The sequence below is a fragment of the Streptococcus sp. Marseille-Q6504 genome (assembly GCF_965111625.1).
This window is the reverse complement of sequence record NZ_CBCOON010000001.1, coordinates 274,313-297,521: the sequence shown is the minus strand read 5'-3', so window position 1 is coordinate 297,521 and position 23,209 is coordinate 274,313. Positions and strand designations below refer to the sequence as shown.

The window sequence follows — 23,209 nt, the reverse complement described above, 5'->3', positions numbered from 1 at the left end:
TTAAGAAGGAAAATCTAATTAAATTAACCCTTGAGCTTGACGCCATTTTTCATAATTTTCGATATCAATGCTGACCATATTCATACAAAGTCCTAAAACAGCCATATCATCCAAGAAGCCTGCTAACGGAATAAAATCTGGAATAATGTCAATTGGGGAAAGGAAATAAATAAGTGCGCTTAAAACGGCTAAAATAGTCCCATAAGGAACCGTGGTGTATTTCCCTTGAACATAATTTTTCACTAAAGAAATCATGACTGGGATCATTGTAAATTTCTTACCAACCAATGGCATCTCTTTAATTTTTTGCTCCAAACGATACAAAAAATCATCTAATTCATCTTTATCGTTTAATAAGGCTTCAGATTGCGCATAGCCACTTTCAAGAGCTTCTTTCACTTGCTCTTCACTTAGATTTTCAGACATATCTTGTCCTCCATTTGTATTTATATCCTAATTTTAAAACACAGTCGCTTCTTCCAACGTAAACTTGACATTATCTTCAATCCACTTACGGCGTGGTTCAACCTTGTCACCCATGAGGACATTGACACGACGTTCTGCGCGTGCTAAGTCTTCAATCGTGACACGAATGAGGGTACGAGTTTCTGGGTTCATGGTTGTTTCCCAGAGCTGGTCCGCATTCATTTCACCAAGACCCTTGTAGCGTTGAAGGGTAGCACCTTTACCGAACTGCTTGCGAAGTTCTTCTAGCTCGCCATCCGTCCAAGCGTAGGCCACTTCTTCTTTCTTGCCTTTGCCTTTAGACATCTTGTAAAGAGGAGGAAGGGCGATATAGACATGGCCTGCCTCAACTAGCGGACGCATGTAACGGTAGAAAAATGTCAAGAGCAAGGTCTGGATATGGGCACCATCGGTGTCCGCATCGGTCATGATAATAATTTTGTCATAGTTAGCATCTTCAAGAGAGAAGTCTGCCCCAACACCAGCACCGATGGTATAAATCATGGTGTTGATTTCTTCGTTTTTGAGGATATCTGCCATCTTTGCCTTGGCTGTATTGATGACCTTACCACGAAGAGGCAAGATAGCCTGGAACTTACGATCACGTCCTTGTTTGGCAGATCCACCGGCAGAGTCCCCCTCGACCAGATAGAGTTCGTTCTTAGCTGGATTTTTAGACTGGGCTGGGGTTAATTTACCAGAAAGTAAGCCCTTGTCTTTTTTATTCTTTTTACCATTTCGGCTCTCATCACGCGCCTTACGAGCCGCTTCACGGGCATCACGAGCCTTGATAGCTTTACGAATCAGATTTGAAGCTAATTCTCCATTTTCCATAAGGAAGAAAGTCAGTTTTTCAGCAACAATACTATCAACGATTGGACGAGCTAGTGGACTTCCTAGTTTGTCCTTAGTCTGTCCTTCAAATTGCAAATGTTCTTCAGGAACCAAGATAGAAAGAACGGCCGCCAATCCTTCACGGTAATCCGAACCTTCAAGATTTTTATCTTTTTCCTTGAGAAGCCCCGTCTTACGTGCATAGTCATTCATAACCTTGGTAATGGCTGACTTGAGTCCTGTCTCATGCGTTCCACCGTCTTTGGTACGGACGTTATTGACAAAGGATAAGATGTTATCTGAAAAGCCATCATTATACTGGAGGGCTACTTCTACTTGGAAACCATTGTCTTCCCCTTCAAAGTATAGAACTGGTGTCAAGGTTTCCTTGTCTTCGTTGAGGTAGGAAACAAAGTCCTGTACCCCGTTCTCATAATGGAACTCGATTGCTTCATCTGTTCGCTTGTCCGTTAATGACAAGGTTACATTCTTCAAGAGAAAAGCTGACTCATTGAGACGCTCTGAAATAGTATTGTACTTAAAGTCTGTCGTAGAAAAGATGCTGGCATCTGGCATGAAGGTCACTTTGGTACCTGTCTTAGACTTAGGTGCAGTCCCAACCTTTTCTAGAGTGGTAACTGGCTTGCCTCCATTTTCAAAACGCTGTCTATAAACTGCTCCATCACGAGTAATTTCTACCTCTAACCAACTAGAGAGGGCATTGACGACAGAAGATCCAACCCCGTGGAGACCTCCTGATGTCTTATAACCACCCTGACCGAATTTTCCTCCGGCGTGAAGGATGGTAAAGATAACCTCAACCGTTGGAATTCCCATAGCGTGCATTCCAGTCGGCATTCCACGTCCGTGGTCTTGAACCGTTAAACTTCCGTCTTTATTGATTGTCACATCGATCCGGTCACCAAATCCAGACAAGGCCTCATCGACAGCATTATCGACGATTTCCCAGACAAGGTGGTGGAGACCAGCACCGTCAGTCGATCCGATATACATCCCTGGACGTTTCCGAACCGCATCCAACCCTTCTAGCACTTGAATGGCATCATCATTATAATTGTTAATATTGATTTCCTTTTTCGACACAAGGAACCTCCTATTTGTTCATCTTTACTATTTTACAGGTTTTCTAGGGATTTTGCAAAATTTTTCTAGTTAAAAAGCCTATTCCCAAGTCTTTTTAGCAAAAACATCAACCATCTCTATCAAAAAAAGAAACCAAGATAAAAATCTTAGTTTTCTTTTCCTTTAATTTGATTTGTGACCACATCTTCACCAAACCATTTTTGGCTTATTTCTTGGAATTTACCTTCTTGATAAAGGTCTACAAAAGCTTGATTTAAATTTGCTAACAAGGTCTTATCAGCTGGTCTCACACCAACTGCAAAAGACTCACTCTCAAAACCAGCAGGAAAAATCTCATACTGGTCTAAAATTCCTTCAGTTTCAAGATAATAATTGGCGTAAACACGGTCAATTAAAAGAGCATCAATCCGATCATTTTGCAAATCAATCAAGGCTTCGTTAAAACTCTGATATTGATTGGCTTTTTGATCTTTTACGATGTTTTTTAAGAGTTCTGGTTGGGCTTCGAAATCTATATAACCAGAAGATCCTGCCTGGGCACCCAAAACCTTGCCCGTCATATCAGACACTGATTGTATATTCTGAGATTTCTTAGAGACTAGAACTTGCTTATTTTCCATGTAAGGAATGGTAAAAGCAACCTTCTCACGGCGTTCATCAGTCGCTGAATATCCATTCCAGATAGCATCAATGGTGCCGTTTTGAAGTTCGGTTTCCTTCATATCCCAATCAATGGGTTGAAACTGAACCTTAAAGCCAAGTTTCTCAGAAACAGCCTGTGCTAAATCAATGTCAAATCCAGCATATTGGCCATTCTTTTCTTCAAAGCCCATGGGAACAAAGGTATTGTCAAACCCGATGGTAATGGTTCCCTGTTCTTGGTATTTGTCCCAATTATCGACTTTGGGATCACTAGCTTTTTGTGTACATCCTACCAGGAAAAAAGCCAGAAAGAATACCAAAACAAGGCTGATTTTCTTTCGATTCATAGATACCTCCTACTTAGGCTCTACTTTGAGAATCTGGTCAGCAATATTCTCTGCAAACTGGAGATCGTGAGTCACGACAATCTGAGTCATGCCTAATCCTCGATTTTGTAGAATCAGTTTTTCAACCTCGAGACGCAACTCAGGGTCAAGGGCCGAAGTTGGTTCGTCATACCCAATCACTTCAGGATCTATCATCATAGCGCGTGCTAAGGCAACCCGTTGCTTTTGACCACCAGATAATGAGTATGGATAGGCATCTGCATGAGCTAGGAGTCCTAGACGAGTTAATAAGTCGACCGCCTTCTTCTTAGCATCTGCTTCAGACATCCCCATAGTCTTGATGGGTGATAAAATCAAGTTCTCCATAACGGATAAGTGAGGAAAAAGCTGAAAATCTTGAAACACAAAACCTAACAAGTGACGCTTTTCAAGTTCATCCAAAGGTAGGGATTCTCCATTATAAAAAATCTCACCTGAATCAATGGTTTCAAGTCCAGCCAACATTCTAAGCAAGGTTGTCTTCCCACCACCAGAAGGTCCAACAATAGCCAAAATCTGCTTTTCAGGAATTGTTAAACTGAAATTAGATAAAATTTCTTTTTTTCCAAATTTTTTGCTGATATTTCTTAACTCTAACATGGATAACCTCCTATCTATAGTAGCTGAACTTCTTCTCAAGTTTCTTAGCTAAAATCGTAACGATACCAATCATCAGAAGATAGATAGCGCCTGCTAAAAACATCGGAATCAAACTAGCATCACGATTGGCTGCAGTACGACTGGCTAGGATCAAATCTGAAATACCAAGTGCATATACCAAAGAAGTATCCTTAACCAGACTCATAACTTCGTTAAATACACTTGGTAGGACAATCTTGGTCACCTGGGGCAAGATGATGTAGCGAACAGTATCAATAGGATTAAATTTTAAAACCTTGGCTGCTTCGTATTGCCCTTGAGGAATAGTTGCAATTCCTCCACGGAAAATTTCAGCAAAATAGGCTGCATAATTAAGCGTGAAGGCAATGATCGCAGCTGGTACTCGATCTAGTCGAATTCCTATACTTGGCAGAACATAGTAGATAAAGATTAACTGCAAGAGCAAGGGAGTTCCACGCATCACCCAGATATAGATGTCAATCATGTAATGGAGGGGTTTCCAATGGACCTGTAAGCAAAAGGCAACCAAAATGCCTAAAGGGATTGAAAAAAGTAAGACCAGTGCAAAAACTTGTAAAGTCATTGTCGCACCGCTCAATAAACTTGGTAATATCTCAAATAAGTAAGACATATTCCACCTCCTAAAAATAATTGTTCCTATTATAGCATAAATAAACATAAAATCAACGATTTTCAGAAATTTCCATGAATTTTTAAAACTTTATACTTGATTCCCGAATAATCATACTATTTATTTAAAAATTTTTCTACTTACAAAAATATCAGATGTCACAAGTGGTGAAAAGATTCAGTTTCGTTTCTCTCCTATTTCATGGTATAATAGAAACATGATGACAATAGTATTATTAATTTTAGCTTATTTATTAGGTTCAATTCCTTCAGGACTGTGGATTGGACAAATATTCTTTAACATCAATCTAAGAGAACATGGATCTGGTAATACTGGGACGACCAATACCTTCCGAATCCTAGGCAAGAAAGCTGGAATGGCAACCTTTGTAATTGATTTCTTTAAAGGTACTCTAGCCACTCTACTTCCACTAATCTTCCATGTGCAGGGAGTTTCACCAATCGTCTTTGGGCTTTTAGCAGTCATTGGCCACACCTTCCCTATCTTTGCCAAATTCAAGGGTGGCAAGGCTGTCGCTACCAGTGCAGGAGTTATTTTTGGATTTGCTCCTCTCTTTTGCCTTTATCTAGCAGTCATTTTCTTTGGAATCCTTTATCTGGGAAGTATGATTTCTCTCTCTAGTATATCAGCTGCGATTGCTGCAATTATTGGCGTCCTTCTATTTCCTCTTTTTGGATTTATCTTGAGTAGTTATGACCTACTTTTCACTGTGATTATTATTGGTCTTGCCAGTCTAGTGATTGTTCGACACAAGGACAATATCAAACGTATCCAAAATAAAACAGAAAATCTTATTCCTTGGGGACTTAACCTAACCCACCAAGAACCAAAAAAATAAAACGTCAGTTGAAACTGACGTTTTTTTTATGTTATTTAGACTTGATATAGTTGATACCATCTGCCTTCGGCGCAACAGCTTTACCAAAGAAGGCTGCTAGGACGACAATGGTCAAGAGATATGGTGCAATTTGCAAGTAAACGGCTGGAACTCCTTGCAAGAAAGGAAGTTGAGAACCGATAACTGCCAAACTTTGTGATAGTCCAAAGAAGAGACTTGAAAGCATAGCACCAACAGGATTCCATTTACCAAAGATCATGGCTGCAAGAGCGATAAATCCAGGTCCTACGATAGTTGTAACTGAAAAGTTGACGGAGATTGACTGAGCGTAAATAGCTCCACCAATTCCTCCAAGGAAGCCTGAAATCACTACTCCAAGATATCTCATCTTGTAGACATTGATACCCAAAGTATCTGCTGCTTGTGGGTGTTCACCAACTGAACGAAGGCGAAGTCCAAAGCGAGTTTTAAAGAGAACAAACCATGCTAGGAATGAGAAAGTAATTGCTAGGTAACCTAGTAGACTAGTTGACTTGAAGAAGATATCGCCGATAACAGGGATATTAGCTAATACCGGGAAGTCAAAACGACCAAAAGTTTGCGTTAAGTTATCCGTTTGTCCCTTATTATAAAGCACCTTCACCAAGAAAACTGCCAAGGCTGGCGCCATCAAGTTAAGTACAGTACCACTGACAACATGGTCTGCACGGAAATGAATTGTAGCTACTGCGTGAATGAGCGAGAAGATAGCTCCGACTAATCCACCAACTAGAAGAGCTAACCAAGGAGTTAATGCTCCCAAATCTTGAGCAAATTCAAGGTTAAAAACAACTCCAGAAAAGGCACCCATGACCATGATTCCTTCAAGACCAACGTTAACAACTCCACCACGTTCTGAGAAAACTCCTCCGATACTTGTGAAAATAAGTGGTGCTGCATAAATCAACATCGAAGAAACCATAAGGGTTAACATTGTTGTAATCGACATCCTTATTTACCTCCTTTAAGTTGCTTTCTTGGTTTGACAAAGCGTTCGATGATGTAGTGAACGCTGACAAAGAAGATAATTGAGGCTGTAACGATACTTACAAGCTCAGATGGTACTTGTGCAGCATTCATACCAGGGGCTCCAACTTGAAGAACACTGAAAAGGAAGGCTGCAAATAGAATTCCAACTGGTGAGTTTGAAGCAAGTAGGCTTACTGCCATACCGTTAAATCCGATTGCCAATGATGAACCTTGAACATAAACGTTTTGGAAAGTACCAAGTCCTTCTACTGCGCCACCAAGTCCTGCAAGGGCACCAGAAATAATCATTGATAGAATAATGGTGCGTTTCGCTGAAATACCTGCGTATTCAGAAGCATTTGGATTGAGACCAACTGCACGGATTTCAAAACCAAGAGTTGTTTTCTTGAGCAAGAACCAGATAACTGCTACTGCTATGATAGCAAAGAAAATTCCAATGTTCATACGAGAGTTTCCAGTCAACTCAGCAAGCCATGGTGTCTGATAGGTTGCATTTGCACTAACACGAATGGATGAGTCAGTACTTTGCATGATATCTTTTGGGAAAGAGTGGATAAAGGCGTTACTTGTATAGAGAACAATGTAGTTCATCATGATGGTTACAATAACTTCAGATGTCCCAAGGTAGGCTCTTAAAATACCAGGAATAGCACCAACGATCCCTCCCGCAACTAAAGCAATTACAATCGTCGCAAGAATCATCAATGGTCGTGGCAAATCTGGGAAAGAGAGGGCGAACCAGCCACTCATAACCCAACCTGCGAGAGCTTGTCCTGGAAGACCAACGTTAAAGAAACCAGCACGACTTGCAACTGCAAATCCAAGGGCAATCAGAATTAAAGGTCCCATAGCACGGAAGATTTCACCGATTCCACGAACACTACCAAATGCTGTGTAGAATAGTTCTTCATAACCCCAGATAGCATCGTAACCGAAAATCCACATGACGATGGCTCCGAGTAGAATTCCTAAAATAACAGAAATCAAAGGAACCGAAATTTGTTGTAATTTTTTAGACATCACTCTTCTCCTTTTCCAATTCACCACCAGCCATCAAGACACCAAGCTCTTGCTTGTTGGTTGTTTCTGGCGTTACAATCCCTTGAATCTTACCATCATGGATAACAGCAATTCTATCAGAGACATTTAGAATCTCATCTAGTTCAAAGCTGACTACAAGGACAGCTTTCCCATTATCACGTTCTTGAATCAAGCGTTTGTGAATGTACTCAATGGCACCGACGTCCAAACCACGAGTAGGTTGACTGACGATTAGGAGATCAGGATTTCGATCGACTTCTCGAGCGATAATTGCTTTTTGTTGATTTCCTCCAGAAAGAGCTGAGGCTGGAACAATCTCACTAGCAGCACGCACATCGAATTCTTGCATTAACTGTTTAGCATACCCGATGATATTGGTGTAGTTTAAGATTCCCTTCTTGCTAAGAGGTTCCTTATAGTAGGTTTGAAGAGCGATATTTTCAGAAATCATCATTTCTAAAACTAAACCATCACGGTGGCGATCTTCCGGAACGTGGCCTACACTCATTTCTGTAATTTGACGAGGGTGTAAGCCTACGATAGACTGGCCTTTCAACTCCACGCTACCAGACTCAATCTTACGAAGACCAGTGATAGCTTGGATTAATTCAGATTGACCATTTCCATCAATACCGGCAATTCCGACAATCTCACCAGCTCGAACATCGAGTGAGAGATTTTTAACAGCAGGAACACCACGGTTTTCGTTTACTACTAGGTCTTTAATAGACAGAATAACTTCTTTAGGTTGAGCTTCCTGTTTCTCAGTTTTAAAGGAAACAGAACGTCCTACCATCATCTCAGCTAAGTCAGCATTAGTCGCACCAGCAATCTCAACTGTTTCAATAGATTTACCACGACGGATAACTGTAACACGATCTGATACAGCACGAATCTCATCCAACTTATGGGTAATCAAGATAATTGATTTACCTTCTTTAACCAGGTTCTTCATAATAGCCATCAATTCATCAATTTCTGATGGCGTCAAAACAGCAGTAGGTTCGTCAAAGATAAGAATATCTGCTCCACGATAAAGCGTCTTCAAGATTTCAACACGTTGTTGAGCCCCAACAGAGATGTCTGCAACTTTGGCAGAAGGATTCACAGCAAGGCCATAACGTTCAGACAACTCATTGATTTCTCGAGTTGCACGAGCAATATCTAGCACACCATTTTTGGTCAATTCACTCCCCAAAATGATATTTTCAGCAACAGTGAAAGCTTCTACCAACATAAAGTGTTGGTGGACCATCCCAATTCCTAAGCTAGCCGCTTTTGATGGCGAATCTAGCTTTACAACTTGACCGTTGACCACAATTTCACCACTAGTTGGTTCTAGAAGCCCCGCTAGCATGTTCATAAGAGTGGACTTACCAGCTCCATTTTCTCCTAAAAGTGCATGAATTTCACCTTTACGAAGTTCAAGGTTAATCTTGTCGTTAGCGACAAATTCACCAAAAACTTTGGTAATTTCACGCATTTCAATGACATTTTCGTGTGCCATGTGCTCTTCCTTTCAGAGTTTTATTTTGTTTCAATAAAACCTACTAAAGAAACTTAGCAAGCTCTATTGAGACAAAACCATTTGTCTCAATTCTTAAAGAAGCGGCCACTGGCCGCTTCCTAAGAAATGACTTCCTTCAATTATTTTTCAGGAACTTTGATGCTACCATCAAGGATTTTAGCTTTTGCATCTTCAACAGCTTTTTTACCTTCTTCAGAAAGGTTTGTCACTGCCAAGTCAACACCTTTATCCTTCAATGAGTAAACGATAACTTGACCGCCAGGGAATTCACCTTTTTCAGTCTTGTTTGAGATATCTTGAACTGTTGTTCCAACTTGTTTCAATGTAGAAGCAAGCACGAAGTTAGCTTCTTTACCGTCTTTAGAAGTGTATTTACCTTCATCAACTTGGTCACGGTCTACACCGATAACCCAAACTTTTTCGTCTTCATTTTTACTTTCGTTCAATGATTTAGCTTCAGAGAAGACACCTGCTCCAGTACCACCAGCTGCTTGGTAAATAACGTCTGCACCTGCAGCGTATTGAGCTGCAGCGATTGTTTTACCTTTAGCCGCATCACCAAATGATCCAGCATAGTCTACTTGAACCTTGATAGATGGGTCAACTGACTCAACACCAGCTTTAAAACCAGCTGCGAAACGAGAAATAACTTCAGATTCCATACCACCTACAAAACCAACTTGTTTAGTTTTTGTAGTTTTAGCAGCTGCAACACCTGCAAGGTAAGCTGCTTCGTTGTCTGCGAAAGTAACGCTAGCAACGTTCTTTTGATCTTTAATCACATCGTCAATCAAAACATAGTTTTTATCTGAATGTTCTTTTGCTGCTTCTTCAACAGCGTTGTGAAGGGCAAAACCAACACCAAAGATCAAGTTGTAGCTTCCAGCTGCTTGGTTCAAGTTGTTAGCGTAGTCAGCTTCACTTGTTGATTGGAAATAAGTGTAACCATTGTCTTTTGAAAGGTTGTGTTCTTTACCCCAAGCTTGAAGACCTTCCCAAGCTGATTGGTTAAATGATTTATCATCAACACCACCAGTATCTGTAACGATAGCTGCTTTAGTCTTCACATCAGAAGAAGATGAAGCTGCGTTACGAGAAGAGCGATTACCACATGCAGCAAGTCCAAATGCTGCTACTGCAACTAGACCAAGGCCTAGCCATTGTTTCTTGTTCATTACTGAACCTCCTAAATAAGATGCGCAACTAAGTTGCAAGTATGGATTGATCGGTCACAAGGACCCTTGCCACTCAGAGAGTGACACAGACTATTGCAAGTCTGTAAAAGAATATGGAAGTAATTCCCCGACCGTCATCTCGACCGTCGTTTTATCTTTGGCAACTAGAGTCACCTTTAGATCTGGTTTAAAAAATTCGACCATAACTTGGCGACAAGCACCGCAAGGCGAAATTGGTTTTTCAGTTTGACCATAGACAATCAATTCTGAAAAGTCTCGTTGTCCTTCAGAGACCGCCTTAAAGATTGCAGTTCTTTCGCCACAGTTGGTCAAGGGGTAGCTAGCATTTTCAATGTTAACCCCTGTATAGATACTTCCGTCCTCGGCTACCAAAACAGCGCCAATCGGAAAATGTGAGTAGGGAACGTAAGCTTTTTTACTAGTTTCAATCGCTAATTCAATCAACTCAGTAGTCGCCATCAGCTAATTCTCCTTTTAAGATTGCAACACCAGAAGATGTTCCAATTCGAGTAGCTCCTGCTTCAACAAAGGCAACTGCATCTGCATAAGAACGAGCTCCACCAGCTGCTTTGACCCCCATATCAGGACCAACTGTCTGACGCATTAATTGAACATCTGGTAGGGTCGCACCACCTGTCGAGAATCCTGTAGAAGTCTTGACAAAGTCTGCACCAGCTTTTTGAGCAAGTTGGCAAGCCAGAACTTTTTCTTCATCCGTTAACAAACAAGCTTCAATAATAACCTTAACGAGTTTGTCACCGCTAGCCTCAACAACTGCTCGAATATCTGATTCGACCAAGTCAGCATTCCCAGACTTAAGCGCTCCAACGTTGATAACCATATCAATTTCATCAGCACCATTTTGGATGGCTTCTTTGGTTTCATAGGCTTTGACAGCTGAAGTTGTAGCTCCAAGAGGAAAACCTACAACTGTACAAACCTTGACATCAGTATCTGTTAGACCAGCTTTTGCATGAGAAACCCAGCAAGGATTCACACAAACACTGGCAAAATCGTACTCTCTTGCTTCAGATAGCAAACGATCGATTTGTTGTTCGGTTGCATCTTGCTTTAAAAGTGTATGATCAATGTATTTATTTAATTTCATTTCGGATTTTCCTTAAATTAGGAGATAATTTCGATGATTTCACGCATTTTTAGCGTTCCATCACTCATTTTAATTTTAACATATTTTTGGAAATCTGTAACTAGTTCCGGAGAAATTTTGCCATTTGCATATACTTTTGCGACAATTTCACCTTTTTTGACCGATTCTCCAACTTTCTTCTCAAAAACAATTCCTGTCTCATAGTCAAGAGCATCTGTTTTGACTGCACGACCAGCACCTAATCTCATGGCGAAAAGACCGAACTCCATGGCTGGCAGTGCCTCAATAACACCATCTTCCTGGGCAGGAATTTCTACCACATGATCAACTGTTACAGGTCGATAAAGATCTTCTAAATCTCCACCTTGAGCGAGGACCATCGCTTCGAATTTCTTGAGTGCCTGCCCATTTTCAAGATGTTGCCTTACTTCCTCGACTGTTTTTTCAACATTTGCCAGAGAAAGCATAATCTGGGCTAACTCACAGATAAAGTGACTAATATCCCCGCGTCCTTTACCCTGAAGAATTTCTAGTGCTTCTAGAATTTCCAAGCGATTCCCAATGGCACGTCCCAAAGGTTGACTCATATCCGTAATGACTGCTACTGTCTTGCGACCAACAGCTTTCCCGAGATTCACCATGGTTTGAGCCAGTTCACGCGCCTCGTCGACTGTTTTCATAAAGGCACCTTCACCGACAGTAACATCAAGCAAAATAGCATCCGCTCCAGCTGCAATCTTTTTACTCATGACAGAACTAGCAATCAGTGGAATAGTATCAACTGTTGCTGTCACATCACGTAGTGCATAGAGCAGCTTATCCGCTTTGACTAGTTGGTCAGATTGACCAATAACTGAAACCCCGATATCCTGAACCTGTTTGATAAAGTCATTTTGACTGCGTTCGACTTGAAAACCTTTGATAGATTCTAATTTATCGATTGTTCCACCAGTATGTCCTAGACCTCTACCACTCATCTTTGCAACTGGTACATCAAAACTAGCGACTAATGGAGCTAAAATCAAGGTAACCTTATCTCCTACTCCCCCAGTGGAGTGTTTATCGACCTTGATACCTTCAATAGCAGATAAATCAAATTCCTGACCTGTCTTGACCATGTTCATAGTCAAATCGGAAATCTCTCTAGTGGTCATGCCTTTAAAATAAACAGCCATAGCAAATGCTGACATCTGGTAATCAGGAACAGTTCCTGCAACATAGCCTTCAACCAACCATTGGATTTCATTGGAACTGAGTTCTTGTCCGTCTCTTTTTTTCTGGATTAGATCTACTGCTCTCATTCTTTCACACTTCTAAGGATATAATATCCCTTGTCTTTCTTCACGACCTCACAATTACCAAAGACTTCTTCCATCTTGTTTTTGGCACTAGGAGCTCCTTGTTTTTTCTGGATGACAATGGTCAAATCTCCACCGTCAACAAGATAATCAATACTTTTCTCGATGATTTCATGAACGACCTGCTTGCCTGCACGAATGGGCGGATTCGAAATGACATGATCGAATTGACCTTCTACCTGCTCATAAATATTGGACTGGAAGATAGTCGCTTGAACATTGTTTTTTACTGCATTTTGCTGGGCTAAATCCAGGGCACGATTATTGATATCCACCATGGTCGCTTGGGCACCATAAGCTTTAACCAAAGACAAGCCTATTGGACCGTAGCCACAACCAACATCAAGAATTTTTTCATCTTTTTCGACATCCAGACATCTTAACAACAGCTGACTTCCGAAATCAATCATTTTTTTGCTAAAGACACCAGCATCTGTCAAAAAGGTCATCTTTTGCCCAAGTAGCTCAACTCTAAGCTCATGAACATCATGGGCTGCATCTGGATTTTCTGCATAATACATTTTACTCATAGTTTCATTTTACCATAAAATTTAGATATTTTAAATCGTTTACACGGTCTATACCATCTAAGGCCCTAAGAAGAAATAACCTAGGAACATACTAATAAAAAATGAAAATAGACAAGCTAGACCAATCAATATCAGCCACCATTTTCTTGTTAAAATGGCGAGAATCAAATAAATAAAACCAATAATTGGTAGCAAGAATAACAAGACAAAGGCAGACCAACTATAGGTTTGACTTCCTAAACTCACAGTAAACTCAATCAATGTTGGAGACAACCACAAAATAGCAACAAGTAAACAACTTAGTTTTAGTATTTTATCACTTATTTCTAGTCTCATAACACCACCTCTTTTGATGTTTATTCTACCTCTATTCTAACAAAGAAAGCGCTTTTTCTCAAATGATTCAGATGTCTTTCTTTGTAAATTATGGTATACTGAGGTATCAAACGAGGAAATTTTATGACCAACGAATTTATACATTATGAAAAAATCAGTCGCGGAACTTGGCAATCTTTACATCGTAAAACTACACCTCCTTTAACCGAGGAGGAATTGGATTCGATTAAGAGTTTTAATGACCAGATTAGTCTCCAAGATGTAACAGATATTTACCTGCCGCTAGCTCATCTGATTCAAATCTACAAACGCTCCAAAGAAGACCTAGCCTTTTCAAAAGGGATTTTCCTCCAAAGGGAGAGTAAAAATCAGCCATTTATTATCGGAATTTCAGGTAGTGTCGCTGTTGGCAAATCAACTACTAGCCGACTCTTACAAATTTTGCTTTCCCGTATTTTTCCAGAAGCAAGTGTTGAATTAGTGACAACTGATGGCTTTCTGTATCCTAACAGTATCTTAAATGAGCGAAATATCCTAAACCGAAAAGGTTTCCCTGAGAGTTATGATATGGAAAGCTTGCTCGATTTCCTTGATCAACTTAAAAACGGTCAGGATGTAGATATCCCCGTTTATTCTCACGAAATCTACGATATCGTACCTGATAAAACACAAAGAGTTCAAGCAGCGGATTTTGTCATTGTAGAAGGTATCAACGTCTTTCAAACACCACATAACAGCCGTCTTTATATTACAGACTTCTTCGATTTTTCAATCTATGTAGATGCTGCAGTCGAGGATATCGAGAGCTGGTATTTGGACCGTTTCTTGAAACTCCTTAGCTTTGCACAAGATGATCCAAACAACTATTACTATCGTTTCACCCAGCAACCAATTAGTGAAGTCAAAGATTTTGCCCATCAGGTTTGGACAAGTATTAATTTGACCAATCTACAAAACTACATCGAACCAACCAGAAATCGGGCAGAAGTCATTCTTCATAAATCTAAAAATCATGAAATTGATGAAATTTATTTAAAAAAGTGATTTCCCCTTGTCAAAATAATAGTTTTCAGATATAATGGTATAGTTAGTAAATATGGAGGTAAGAACATTGGCAAACATTAAATCAGCTATCAAACGCGCTGAATTGAACGTTAAACAAAACGAAAAGAACTCAGCTCAAAAATCAGCTATGCGTACTGCTATCAAAGCTTTTGAAGCAAACCCATCTGAAGAACTTTACCGTGCTGCTAGCTCAGCCATCGATAAAGCAGAAACTAAAGGTTTGATCCACAAGAATAAAGCTAACCGTGATAAAGCACGTCTTGCATCTAAACTTGGTTAATCTTTAACTGGATACAAAATGAGCTCTTCGGAGCTTTTTTTGTACACATTTTTCTGGAGGTTATCATGAAAATTGCTGTTATAGGATATTCAGGCTCAGGTAAATCTACTCTGGCAGAAAAACTTTCCAGCTACTACTCCATTCCCAAACTCCATATAGACCGATTGCAATTTCAGCCTGGGTGGCAAGATAGCGACCACGATTGGATGTTAAAAGAGATGAAGACTTTCCTTTCTAAACATGAGGATTGGGTTATCGACGGCAACTATACATGGTGTTGCTACGAGGAAAGAATGGAGCAAGCTGATCAGATTATCTTTTTAAACTTCTCAGCATGGAATTGTTTAGCAAGAGCCTTTAAACGCTATCTAAGATACAGAGGAAAAGTTAGAGAAAGTATGGCAGACGGTTGTCCTGAACGTTTTGACTGGGAGTTTATCCGCTGGATTCTTTGGGATGGACGTAACTCTTCTCACAAAGGCCATTATCAACAGATCTGTTCAGACTATGCTGACAAAGTAACCATAATCACTAATCAAAAAGAACTAGATAGCTTTCTTCATAAAAAAGAGAGTGTGTGACAGAAATCGGTAATTCGTTAGAATTCGATTTCGTCGTCCCACCTCCGCACAGTTGAGTAGGGCTGTAAAAGCTGATGAAATCAGCGTAGTAGAGCCCACTCAACCACTGCGTCTTGCTCGACAATCCAAAGACAATTGAGAGGCTAGGACTTTTGTCCCAGCCTCTTTTCTTATTCTGCAATTAAAGTCTCTAGACCAACCTTCATCATATCAGTGAAAGTGTTTTGACGTTCTTCTGCAGTTGTATCTTCATCTGGATTAACCAAGCTATCAGAAATCGTCATAATAGCTAAAGCATCGACGTGGTGTTGAGCAGCAAGATAGTAAAGAGCTGCTGCTTCCATTTCTACAGCTTTCACACCCCATTTACCAAGCTCGATATTCTTTTCACCATAGTTTGAATAGAAAACGTCTGATGACAAGACATTTCCGACATGAGTAGTCATACCAAGGTCTTTGGCAGTATGGTAAGCCTTGTCTAAAAGATCAAAGCTAGCAATTTGTGGGAAATCGTATTGAGGCCAATCGTTGCGGATTATGTTTGAGTTGGTTGCAGCTGCTTGAGCCAAGACCAATTCACGGACGTGAACATCCTCATTCAAAGATCCAGCCGTTCCCACACGGATCAATTTCTTTACTCCGTAGTCGACAATCAACTCGCGCGCATAAATAGAGATGGATGGCATTCCCATCCCAGTTCCCATAACAGATACACGGTGACCTTTGTAAGTACCTGTGTAACCAAACATGTTACGAACTTCGTTAAAGCAAACAGCGTCTTCTAAAAAGTTCTCAGCGATAAATTTCGCACGAAGAGGATCCCCAGGAAGAAGAATTTTATCAGCAATTTCACCCTGCTTAGCAGCAATATGGATAGACATAATATAAGATACCAAACCCGTCAAAAAGCGAAGGGAAAATAGGAGTTGGGCGCAGTGAGCGACGCTCGCTAGACCAACTATCTTTTTTCCACTGCTTTTAGGGTGGGTTCAATTCCTTTCTTTTTTTATTTTGATGATTTAGAGGAGAGTAACCCGTATTCAGTTCAACAAATACGGTAAACCCATCCTTTCTTTTTTTATTGAGTAATTAGAAAAGCTTTCCGCTCGTGTTCAAATTAGAACACACGCTCTACCTTTCTTTATTAAATGATATTGATTATAAATTTAAAATATATTTTGGATTAGAAAAACTAGAGTATTCTTATTAATTTTCTATTATCCTTGTCTTTGGTCGTAAGTATTTCTCCCAAGGGATTCGGTCCAGCATTTTAGCAAAACCAAATGCCAAGTAAGCAGTCACCAAAAGAAAAGGTATAGCCTCTAATGATTGACCAGTGAAACCCATTACCAATCCAGTTGCAGACAAGGGAGCCTTCAAGGTCACTGCTAAAAAGCAAACCGAACCTAATAGTAAGAGTGCTGGCTGGTTACCACTACCTAAAATCATGGTCAAGAGTGCAGCTCCTGCCATCCCCAAGGCAAAAGATGGGGTCAAGGTACCGCCATAGGCACCTGCCCAAAGGGTAACTAAAACGACCGATGCTTTCAAGACAAACAAGAGGATTACCGTCTTGGCATTACTGCCGTTTAAAATCTCCTGAGCCATCATACGCCCATTACCAAGTAGATGAGGCAAATGGCTAGCTAATCCAACAAGGAAAAGGAATGTTACCGGCAGAGTATAGAGTATCCGCTTGTCCTTTATTCTCTTTGAAGAAGCTTGTTTGTTGAAGCGACTAAAAAGCCAAGCGAGTGGAGTCAGGAAAAGAACTAATAAGGGAACAAGCCACATATCACCTAGTGGCCAAGTCAGAGCCGGAAGCTGGTAGAGAGCATGATCTGAAACAACAAAGCCTGCTGTAAAGGCTGATACATAGGTAGTCAAACCGACCAAGAAAAAACGTTTGACAGATAAAGCAATTCCCAAGGTTTCAAAAACGAAAAACACACTCGTTAACGGAACCTGATAGACAGCCGCTAAACCCGCGCCAGCTCCACAGGCAATGAGAAAGATTTGGTCCTTCACAGAGAGAGAAAAAATATTGGCAATAGGTCTTGCAAATAAAGCTCCAATCTCCCGCGGCGCAGCTTCCTTACCGATAGGCGCTCCTCCTCCAACTGCAACAATCTGCCAAATTGAATGAACTAGCTGTTTTAAAAAATGAAGTTTGTATTGTGATGTTTCATCTTTCATCTGCGCTTTGATGGAAAAAATCTTTGCTTTTCTTTGCAAGAAATACCAGACCAAGGCAGAACTGACGCCCACGATGATTAAACTGAAGCCTATTCGTGATGAGGCAACACCATCTGTCAAGAATCCAGTGTTATGCTCTGTCTGACCAAAAGCAATCCCTTCAACCAACTCTAAAAGATAATGGAGCAAAATTCCGAATATACCTGAAACTAGCCCTAGCATGATGACCGCTAGAACTAATTTGAGGTTATATGGGATTTTCTGAAGACTCCTCCTCAACTCATGTATCATGATTATAATTCAGCAAGAATCGCTTTCAGCAATCCTTTGAAGTCGCCTTTGACGCGTTCTGTCACTTCCACTACTTCTTCGTGGTTGAGTTCTTCTTGGAAACCAGCAGCATGGTTAGTGATACATGAAATTCCTAGAACTTTCAAGCCTGAGTGGGCTGCCACAATAACTTCAGGAACAGTTGACATACCGACAGCATCTGCACCAAGAGTCTTATATGCACGGATTTCAGCTGGAGTTTCATAAGTTGGACCTGTCACACCGATATAAACCCCATCATCCAGTTTAATGCCCAATTTGTCTGCTACTTGATGAGCAGTCTCACGGTATTCTGGAGTGTAAGCTTTCGACATATCAGGGAAACGTGGACCAAAGTCATCCAAGTTTTCACCGATCAATGGGTTTTGACCAGTCATATTGATGTGGTCAGTAATAGCCATCAAAGTACCAGGACCGAAGCCGATACCTCCAGCAGCGTTGGTTACAAGCACTCCTTCACATCCCAAAACTTTCATGACACGAACTGGGAAAATCACCACTTCAATAGGATTTCCTTCGTAGAAGTGGAAACGACCTTGAAGAGCCAAGACTTTACGTCCAGCAAGATCACCATAAACCAATTTACCAGCATGTCCGACTACTGTGGATTGACCCCAGTTTGGAATGTCAGAGTAGTCTACTACGACTGCATTTTCGATTTCTTCAGCCAATTCTCCAAGACCTGAACCAAGTATCAAACCGAACTCAGGAGCTTCGATTCCTTTGCCCTTCAAAAATGCTGCTGTTTCATTGATTTTTGCTAATAATGTCATTGTCTATCTCCTTTTTTATGTTTTAAAAATTGACCAATTTTGTCAAAGGTATTAGCGTTACGAATGGTAATATTGCGATAGAAAGGCATCTTAAGCAAGTGCTTGTGATAAGCTGTTTTAGAGTAGCTAGCTTCTGACAATTTACCCCAGAAGATCCCTAATTTCCCAAAATGAAGCACTTCATCGACCAGTTCCAAACTGTTCACTTTCTCGATGACTTGATCCACATCCAAGCTCTCCGTGTAGAAGAGCACATCCTTGCGAGCCATCTCATGATTCCACCAATCAGGAAGATTTCTAAGATCCTTTTCATAGTCTTCAAGACTCAACAAGGAAAAACTCTGAATAAATGGATAACGTCTTTCAAAGAAAGCCTGTAAATTCTCTATTAATTTAGTTCTAGGCACAATGCTATTAAAGAAAATATTGCCACTATTGATGTAGGTTGCTACATTTTCTAATCCCAACTCCGTCAATTCTTGACGCAATTGAGCCATGACCACCTTGTTCTTCCCACCGACATTAATTCCCCTAACAAGTAGAGCGTAGCGAATCATCTTAAACTAATTTATCTAAGAAACTTTCACCGATCATGGCTTTTTCAACACCAAAGTTCTCTGCAATCGTTGCTGATATGTCGGCGAAGTGTCCAACTGGAATTAATCCATTGCCTTTAAAGGATGGACTGTATGCCAAAAGTGGAATATATTCACGAGTATGATCAGTACCAGCATAGGTTGGGTCATTTCCGTGGTCAGCAGTAATCAAAAGAAGATCGTCTTCTCTCATTGCTGCCATGATTTCTGGCAAGCGCTCATCAAACTCATGCAAACAATCACGATAGCCGTGTGGATCACGACGGTGTCCATATACAGCATCAAAGTCTACCAAGTTTGTGAAGGAGAATCCTTTTTCAAATTCAGGAAGTCCCATAGTCTTCAATAGTGTATCAATTCCATGACTATTTGACTTATTGTGACCCATATCGTGATTGATACCAGCACCGTTGAAGATATCGTTAATCTTACCAACTGCATATGTATCAATACCAGCTTCATTCAATTTGTCCAAAACAGTTGGAGCAAATGGAGATACAGCTAAGTCACGACGGTTAGCCGTACGAGTGAAGTTTCCAGGCTCACCAACATAAGGACGAGCAATAATGCGTCCGAGAAGGGCTGGACGCTCTAAAGTAATCGAACGAGCGTATTCACAGATACGGTAGAGTTCATCCAAAGGAATGATATCTTCGTGAGCTGCGATTTGAAGAACTGGGTCAGCTGATGTATAGATAATCAACTCGCCAGTTTCCATTTGGCGTGGTCCAAAGTCATCGATGACAGCTGTTCCTGAGTATGGTTTGTTGGCTTCACGAATAACCTTACGTCCTGAAAATTCTTCGATTTTAGTAAGGATTTCCTCTGGGAATCCATTCCAAAAAGTATCGAAAGGTTCAGTGATATTGAGCCCCATGATTTCCCAGTGACCAGTCATGGTATCTTTACCTAGAGATACCTCTTCAAGCTTAGTCGCATAACCTGTTGGATTGCTCTCAGCTGGAACTGTCTTCAATGGTGTTTCGCGAGGAATGTTCCCAAGACCAAGTTTTGCCATATTTGGAACATTCAAACCTACTGATTTTGAAATGTGTCCAAGCGTGTCTGATGCACCATCAGGAACACCAGCGTTGACAAAGTTATGAGCATCTGGTGCTGCACCGATTCCTACAGAATCTAGTACCACCAAGTGAATACGATTAAATTTTGGCATAGTGTGTCTCCTTTTTATTTTGATTATTTTGCTTTTGTTGAAGTTAAAATCTGAACGCCCTCTTGTCCAGCAACGATGACCTTATCCACCATTTGGTTAAACAATCCATGCTCGACGACACCAACGACATGATCCAATTCTTGTCCAAGAGCAATTGGGTCTTCAATCACTTCCAAGGCCAAATCGATGATAAAGTTTTGCATATCCGTCACAAAACATTGCCCATCTTTTTCACGAAAGCTCGGATTATAGCCAGCTCGCTCAAATCGACGGAAGACCTGTTCAGCACCATATTGAACAACCTCTACTGGTAATTTAAAGGCACCGAGTTTCTCTACTAGCTTACTTTCATCAACTACCCAGATATATTCTTTAGATGGAGTTGCGACAACCTTTTCCATGAGAAGGGCCCCACCACCGCCTTTGATGCCGTTAAACTGACTGTCTACTTCATCTGCACCATCAACTGTCAGATCTACAAAGTCCACTTGATCAATTGACTTAAGAGGAATATTGAGTCCTTCTGCCTGCTTGCTGGTCACACTAGAAGTCGTTACAGCTGTAATCTGTAAGCCCTCTTCCTTGATACGACGACCTATTTCTTCTACAAAATAGTAGGCAGTTGAGCCTGTTCCAAGCCCGACAACCATACCATCTTTGACGAACTCGGCAGCTTTAATCCCTGCCATTTTTTTCAGATTTTCCACTTATACACCTCCAAATAGAGCTACTTCTATTATATCATGAATACGCTTCAAATTCATCCTTACACTAGAAAAACCCGAACAATTTATGTCGGGTTTTGTGATGTTTACTTAACCATATCAGGGTCATAGTCGTAAAATCCAGTATCCAAGAAACGATTTTTAGGATGCAGCTTGCGAACTTCTTCATCGAGCAAGAAGGCTTGGTCATGTGTGAAGTTCCCTTCTTGAATCAAGTTTCGCGCTTGGATAAAGAGTTTTGCAATTTCTACAAAGTTTTGGCCTGGAGTGTAGAGACCTTCCAGTTTCCAGTGGGTAAATCCATGCTCTACTAGTTCTGTCAATTTGGTCATCAAATCAAGGTCATTGTTAGCAAAGATATGAGTCCCATGATTGTCTTCAAAAATAGAATAATGGCTCTCTGGGTCACTTGGCTCAGCCAAGAACAAGTCACGTTGACGAGATTTTTCATCATCAATCTGTGTGAAATTATAGTAGTTTTGCAAGAGTGGACGCTTAGAATGGTGGATGACACTAGCACCGTATACCAAGACCTCAGCAGGAATTTCTAAAATTTCAGGCATTTTGAAAAGTTCTGCAGATGGTATTTCACGCGCCAAAACTGCTTCTGATGCTCCTGCTTTTTGTCCCCAGAAGTTAATCTGACGACTGCTGGTAACCATGGTTGAGGCATCGTAGATGGTTTTAAAAGAATAGCCATCACGGTTAACCACATAAAAAACACCTGCGTCCCCAACTGTGATATAGTCCGTTTTAATTTCTTCTAAAAAGTCCAAGAAGGGCTTGATACGGTCCATCATGTCTTGGTGCATAAGAGCATTGACCGCAACGATTAATTCCTTACCGGCATCATGAACAATTTTTGCGATTTCACGCAATTCTTCAAGACTAAAGGTAGTAGGCAAACGAAGACCAAAATCTTTCTCACCGACATAAATGCGGTCAACACCAGCTTCAAGTAGCTGTTTTACTTGTTCAATACTTTCAGCAGTTGCTGTAATGATAATCTTTTCCATAAAGAAAATTATACCACATTTCAAAAAAATCAGCTATATAGAAAAGTGTGTTTTGTTACTCGAAATTTTTAAAAAAAGTGAACCGTACCAATAACAGTTCACTTTTTAGATTTATGCTTGTGTCTTTTCAACAAGTCGTCCGTCATTCATCACATAAATACGGTCAACCTTATCTAGCAAGCGAGTATCATGCGTAATCATGACAACTCCCCTACCTTGCTCATGGGCAATTGAAGCCAACATATCCGTCACTTGATAAGCACGTTGTGTATCCAAGCTAGCTGTCGGTTCGTCTGCAAGTACGATACTAGGATTATTATAAAGGGCTCTAGCAATTGCAGCTCGTTGGCGTTCACCACCAGAGAGAGCTTTGGGATAGTGATTTTGAACCTTTTCTAAATCCAACAAACTAAATAACTCTTGTCGGTCACTTTTTATAGATTTCTTTTTATCCAAACGGTCAATTAAATCTAATTGCTCCTTAACTGTTAAAAATGGAATCAAATTTGAAGCCTGGAGAATAAAACCAAATTCACTGAAGCGTAAATCCGTTTTTTCTTTTTCAGATAAATGCCCAGTCTCTTTTCCCTTTACTAGAATCTTTCCACTTGAAGCTTCTTGAAGTTGGCCTAGAGTCGTTAAAAAGGTTGTTTTACCTGATCCAGAAGGCCCCACAATCGCTACAAACTCACCAGCATTTAGCTGAAAATTGGTCTCATGGAGAGCTGTAACTTTCGTATTGCCTTCGCCATAAGTTTTTGTCACTTGAATCATCTCAATTAATGTCGTCATATCATTCTCCTTA

26 protein-coding genes are annotated in these 23,209 nt (G+C 40.6%); 4 read left to right on the top strand and 22 right to left on the bottom strand.

Annotated features, from left to right (window positions below; genetic code table 11):
- Positions 1-18: 18 nt before the first annotated feature.
- From ACWPUA_RS01455 to ACWPUA_RS01435, 5 genes are all read right to left on the bottom strand, one after another.
- Positions 19-426, bottom strand: a complete 408-nt coding sequence (locus ACWPUA_RS01455) for a YkvA family protein (RefSeq protein WP_006153213.1) — start codon at positions 424-426, stop codon at positions 19-21.
- Between the two features lie 33 nt (positions 427-459).
- Complete coding sequence (parE, locus tag ACWPUA_RS01450) at positions 460-2,403, bottom strand: DNA topoisomerase IV subunit B (protein WP_254724071.1); 1,944 nt, start codon at positions 2,401-2,403, stop codon at positions 460-462.
- A gap of 146 nt (positions 2,404-2,549) precedes the next feature.
- The gene (locus ACWPUA_RS01445; protein ID WP_006153302.1) at positions 2,550-3,392 is read right to left on the bottom strand and encodes an amino acid ABC transporter substrate-binding protein; all 843 of its coding nucleotides are present in this window, start codon (positions 3,390-3,392) and stop codon (positions 2,550-2,552) included.
- A gap of 9 nt (positions 3,393-3,401) precedes the next feature.
- A complete protein-coding gene (locus ACWPUA_RS01440; protein WP_454378702.1) occupies positions 3,402-4,031 on the bottom strand; it encodes an amino acid ABC transporter ATP-binding protein in 630 nt (209 codons plus the stop codon).
- A gap of 10 nt (positions 4,032-4,041) precedes the next feature.
- Complete coding sequence (locus ACWPUA_RS01435) at positions 4,042-4,683, bottom strand: amino acid ABC transporter permease (protein ID WP_006153198.1); 642 nt, start codon at positions 4,681-4,683, stop codon at positions 4,042-4,044.
- A 217-nt stretch (positions 4,684-4,900) separates the two neighbouring features.
- On the opposite strand from ACWPUA_RS01435, the gene plsY reads away from it, so the two are divergent.
- Complete coding sequence (gene plsY / locus ACWPUA_RS01430) at positions 4,901-5,542, top strand: glycerol-3-phosphate 1-O-acyltransferase PlsY (protein WP_006153287.1); 642 nt, start codon at positions 4,901-4,903, stop codon at positions 5,540-5,542.
- A 31-nt stretch (positions 5,543-5,573) separates the two neighbouring features.
- Here plsY and ACWPUA_RS01425 read toward each other — a convergent pair whose 3' ends face one another.
- The 9 genes from ACWPUA_RS01425 to ACWPUA_RS01385 all read right to left on the bottom strand — a co-directional run bounded on the left by ACWPUA_RS01425 (position 5,574) and on the right by ACWPUA_RS01385 (position 13,668).
- Positions 5,574-6,530: an ABC transporter permease gene (locus ACWPUA_RS01425; RefSeq protein ID WP_006153267.1), complete on the bottom strand. Its 957-nt coding sequence runs from the start codon at positions 6,528-6,530 to the stop codon at positions 5,574-5,576.
- 2 nt (positions 6,531-6,532) lie between these two features.
- Complete coding sequence (locus tag ACWPUA_RS01420; protein ID WP_006153229.1) at positions 6,533-7,591, bottom strand: ABC transporter permease; 1,059 nt, start codon at positions 7,589-7,591, stop codon at positions 6,533-6,535.
- Positions 7,584-9,119, bottom strand: a complete 1,536-nt coding sequence (locus ACWPUA_RS01415) for an ABC transporter ATP-binding protein (protein ID WP_006148713.1) — start codon at positions 9,117-9,119, stop codon at positions 7,584-7,586. The genes ACWPUA_RS01420 and ACWPUA_RS01415 overlap by 8 nt, the downstream gene beginning before the upstream one ends.
- Before the next feature lie 140 nt (positions 9,120-9,259).
- Complete coding sequence (locus tag ACWPUA_RS01410) at positions 9,260-10,315, bottom strand: BMP family lipoprotein (protein ID WP_195183300.1); 1,056 nt, start codon at positions 10,313-10,315, stop codon at positions 9,260-9,262.
- Between the two features lie 90 nt (positions 10,316-10,405).
- Complete coding sequence (locus tag ACWPUA_RS01405; RefSeq protein WP_320693384.1) at positions 10,406-10,795, bottom strand: cytidine deaminase; 390 nt, start codon at positions 10,793-10,795, stop codon at positions 10,406-10,408.
- Complete coding sequence (deoC, locus tag ACWPUA_RS01400) at positions 10,782-11,444, bottom strand: deoxyribose-phosphate aldolase (protein ID WP_036754504.1); 663 nt, start codon at positions 11,442-11,444, stop codon at positions 10,782-10,784. Before deoC ends, ACWPUA_RS01405 begins: the two co-directional genes overlap by 14 nt.
- A gap of 17 nt (positions 11,445-11,461) precedes the next feature.
- The gene (locus ACWPUA_RS01395) at positions 11,462-12,745 is read right to left on the bottom strand and encodes a pyrimidine-nucleoside phosphorylase (RefSeq protein WP_454378697.1); all 1,284 of its coding nucleotides are present in this window, start codon (positions 12,743-12,745) and stop codon (positions 11,462-11,464) included.
- Entirely contained in the window at positions 12,742-13,332 is a 591-nt protein-coding gene (locus ACWPUA_RS01390; RefSeq protein ID WP_152905313.1) for a class I SAM-dependent methyltransferase, read from the bottom strand. Before ACWPUA_RS01390 ends, ACWPUA_RS01395 begins: the two co-directional genes overlap by 4 nt.
- A 57-nt stretch (positions 13,333-13,389) precedes the next feature.
- Entirely contained in the window at positions 13,390-13,668 is a 279-nt protein-coding gene (locus ACWPUA_RS01385) for a 1,4-dihydroxy-2-naphthoate prenyltransferase (RefSeq protein WP_320693381.1), read from the bottom strand.
- Between the two features lie 123 nt (positions 13,669-13,791).
- On the opposite strand from ACWPUA_RS01385, the gene coaA reads away from it, so the two are divergent.
- The 3 genes from coaA to ACWPUA_RS01370 all read left to right on the top strand — a co-directional run bounded on the left by coaA (position 13,792) and on the right by ACWPUA_RS01370 (position 15,594).
- Positions 13,792-14,712 (top strand): type I pantothenate kinase, encoded by a 921-nt coding sequence (gene coaA / locus ACWPUA_RS01380; protein WP_006148720.1) that lies wholly within the window; start codon positions 13,792-13,794, stop codon positions 14,710-14,712.
- A gap of 52 nt (positions 14,713-14,764) precedes the next feature.
- Complete coding sequence (rpsT, locus tag ACWPUA_RS01375) at positions 14,765-15,013, top strand: 30S ribosomal protein S20 (RefSeq protein ID WP_006148721.1); 249 nt, start codon at positions 14,765-14,767, stop codon at positions 15,011-15,013.
- Positions 15,014-15,078: 65 nt separating this feature from the next.
- The gene (locus tag ACWPUA_RS01370; RefSeq protein ID WP_454378693.1) at positions 15,079-15,594 is read left to right on the top strand and encodes a DNA topology modulation protein; all 516 of its coding nucleotides are present in this window, start codon (positions 15,079-15,081) and stop codon (positions 15,592-15,594) included.
- Between the two features lie 170 nt (positions 15,595-15,764).
- Here ACWPUA_RS01370 and deoD read toward each other — a convergent pair whose 3' ends face one another.
- From deoD to ACWPUA_RS01330, 8 genes are all read right to left on the bottom strand, one after another.
- Positions 15,765-16,475, bottom strand: a complete 711-nt coding sequence (deoD, locus tag ACWPUA_RS01365; RefSeq protein WP_414277045.1) for a purine-nucleoside phosphorylase — start codon at positions 16,473-16,475, stop codon at positions 15,765-15,767.
- Positions 16,476-16,800: 325 nt separating this feature from the next.
- A complete protein-coding gene (locus ACWPUA_RS01360) occupies positions 16,801-18,081 on the bottom strand; it encodes a chloride channel protein (protein WP_454378690.1) in 1,281 nt (426 codons plus the stop codon).
- A gap of 2 nt (positions 18,082-18,083) precedes the next feature.
- Positions 18,084-18,893, bottom strand: a complete 810-nt coding sequence (locus tag ACWPUA_RS01355; RefSeq protein WP_454378688.1) for a purine-nucleoside phosphorylase — start codon at positions 18,891-18,893, stop codon at positions 18,084-18,086.
- Positions 18,890-19,450, bottom strand: coding sequence for a DUF1697 domain-containing protein (locus ACWPUA_RS01350; protein ID WP_006153279.1), 561 nt, complete (start codon positions 19,448-19,450; stop codon positions 18,890-18,892). Before ACWPUA_RS01350 ends, ACWPUA_RS01355 begins: the two co-directional genes overlap by 4 nt.
- A gap of 1 nt (position 19,451) precedes the next feature.
- A complete protein-coding gene (locus ACWPUA_RS01345) occupies positions 19,452-20,663 on the bottom strand; it encodes a phosphopentomutase (RefSeq protein WP_006153223.1) in 1,212 nt (403 codons plus the stop codon).
- Positions 20,664-20,686: 23 nt separating this feature from the next.
- On the bottom strand, positions 20,687-21,370 hold the full coding sequence (rpiA, locus tag ACWPUA_RS01340; protein ID WP_006153251.1) for a ribose-5-phosphate isomerase RpiA: 684 nt from the start codon (positions 21,368-21,370) through the stop codon (positions 20,687-20,689).
- 104 nt (positions 21,371-21,474) lie between these two features.
- Positions 21,475-22,404, bottom strand: a complete 930-nt coding sequence (locus ACWPUA_RS01335; protein ID WP_006153309.1) for a peptidase U32 family protein — start codon at positions 22,402-22,404, stop codon at positions 21,475-21,477.
- A gap of 111 nt (positions 22,405-22,515) precedes the next feature.
- Complete coding sequence (locus tag ACWPUA_RS01330; RefSeq protein WP_006153298.1) at positions 22,516-23,196, bottom strand: ABC transporter ATP-binding protein; 681 nt, start codon at positions 23,194-23,196, stop codon at positions 22,516-22,518.
- Positions 23,197-23,209: the final 13 nt, after the last annotated feature.

Coding starts and splice junctions, on each gene's coding strand:
- ACWPUA_RS01455 (WP_006153213.1), bottom strand. CDS start 426: ATGTCTGAAAATCTAAGTGAAGAGCAAGTGAAAGAAGCTCTTGAAAGT.
- ACWPUA_RS01445 (WP_006153302.1), bottom strand. CDS start 3,392: ATGAATCGAAAGAAAATCAGCCTTGTTTTGGTATTCTTTCTGGCTTTT.
- ACWPUA_RS01440 (WP_454378702.1), bottom strand. CDS start 4,031: ATGTTAGAGTTAAGAAATATCAGCAAAAAATTTGGAAAAAAAGAAATT.
- ACWPUA_RS01435 (WP_006153198.1), bottom strand. CDS start 4,683: ATGTCTTACTTATTTGAGATATTACCAAGTTTATTGAGCGGTGCGACA.
- plsY (WP_006153287.1), top strand. CDS start 4,901: ATGATGACAATAGTATTATTAATTTTAGCTTATTTATTAGGTTCAATT.
- ACWPUA_RS01425 (WP_006153267.1), bottom strand. CDS start 6,530: ATGTCGATTACAACAATGTTAACCCTTATGGTTTCTTCGATGTTGATT.
- ACWPUA_RS01420 (WP_006153229.1), bottom strand. CDS start 7,591: ATGTCTAAAAAATTACAACAAATTTCGGTTCCTTTGATTTCTGTTATT.
- ACWPUA_RS01415 (WP_006148713.1), bottom strand. CDS start 9,119: ATGGCACACGAAAATGTCATTGAAATGCGTGAAATTACCAAAGTTTTT.
- ACWPUA_RS01410 (WP_195183300.1), bottom strand. CDS start 10,315: ATGAACAAGAAACAATGGCTAGGCCTTGGTCTAGTTGCAGTAGCAGCA.
- ACWPUA_RS01405 (WP_320693384.1), bottom strand. CDS start 10,795: ATGGCGACTACTGAGTTGATTGAATTAGCGATTGAAACTAGTAAAAAA.
- deoC (WP_036754504.1), bottom strand. CDS start 11,444: ATGAAATTAAATAAATACATTGATCATACACTTTTAAAGCAAGATGCA.
- ACWPUA_RS01395 (WP_454378697.1), bottom strand. CDS start 12,745: ATGAGAGCAGTAGATCTAATCCAGAAAAAAAGAGACGGACAAGAACTC.
- ACWPUA_RS01390 (WP_152905313.1), bottom strand. CDS start 13,332: ATGAGTAAAATGTATTATGCAGAAAATCCAGATGCAGCCCATGATGTT.
- ACWPUA_RS01385 (WP_320693381.1), bottom strand. CDS start 13,668: ATGAGACTAGAAATAAGTGATAAAATACTAAAACTAAGTTGTTTACTT.
- coaA (WP_006148720.1), top strand. CDS start 13,792: ATGACCAACGAATTTATACATTATGAAAAAATCAGTCGCGGAACTTGG.
- rpsT (WP_006148721.1), top strand. CDS start 14,765: ATGGAGGTAAGAACATTGGCAAACATTAAATCAGCTATCAAACGCGCT.
- ACWPUA_RS01370 (WP_454378693.1), top strand. CDS start 15,079: ATGAAAATTGCTGTTATAGGATATTCAGGCTCAGGTAAATCTACTCTG.
- deoD (WP_414277045.1), bottom strand. CDS start 16,475: ATGTCTATCCATATTGCTGCTAAGCAGGGTGAAATTGCTGATAAAATT.
- ACWPUA_RS01360 (WP_454378690.1), bottom strand. CDS start 18,081: ATGATACATGAGTTGAGGAGGAGTCTTCAGAAAATCCCATATAACCTC.
- ACWPUA_RS01355 (WP_454378688.1), bottom strand. CDS start 18,893: ATGACATTATTAGCAAAAATCAATGAAACAGCAGCATTTTTGAAGGGC.
- ACWPUA_RS01350 (WP_006153279.1), bottom strand. CDS start 19,450: ATGATTCGCTACGCTCTACTTGTTAGGGGAATTAATGTCGGTGGGAAG.
- ACWPUA_RS01345 (WP_006153223.1), bottom strand. CDS start 20,663: ATGCCAAAATTTAATCGTATTCACTTGGTGGTACTAGATTCTGTAGGA.
- ACWPUA_RS01335 (WP_006153309.1), bottom strand. CDS start 22,404: ATGGAAAAGATTATCATTACAGCAACTGCTGAAAGTATTGAACAAGTA.
- ACWPUA_RS01330 (WP_006153298.1), bottom strand. CDS start 23,196: ATGACGACATTAATTGAGATGATTCAAGTGACAAAAACTTATGGCGAA.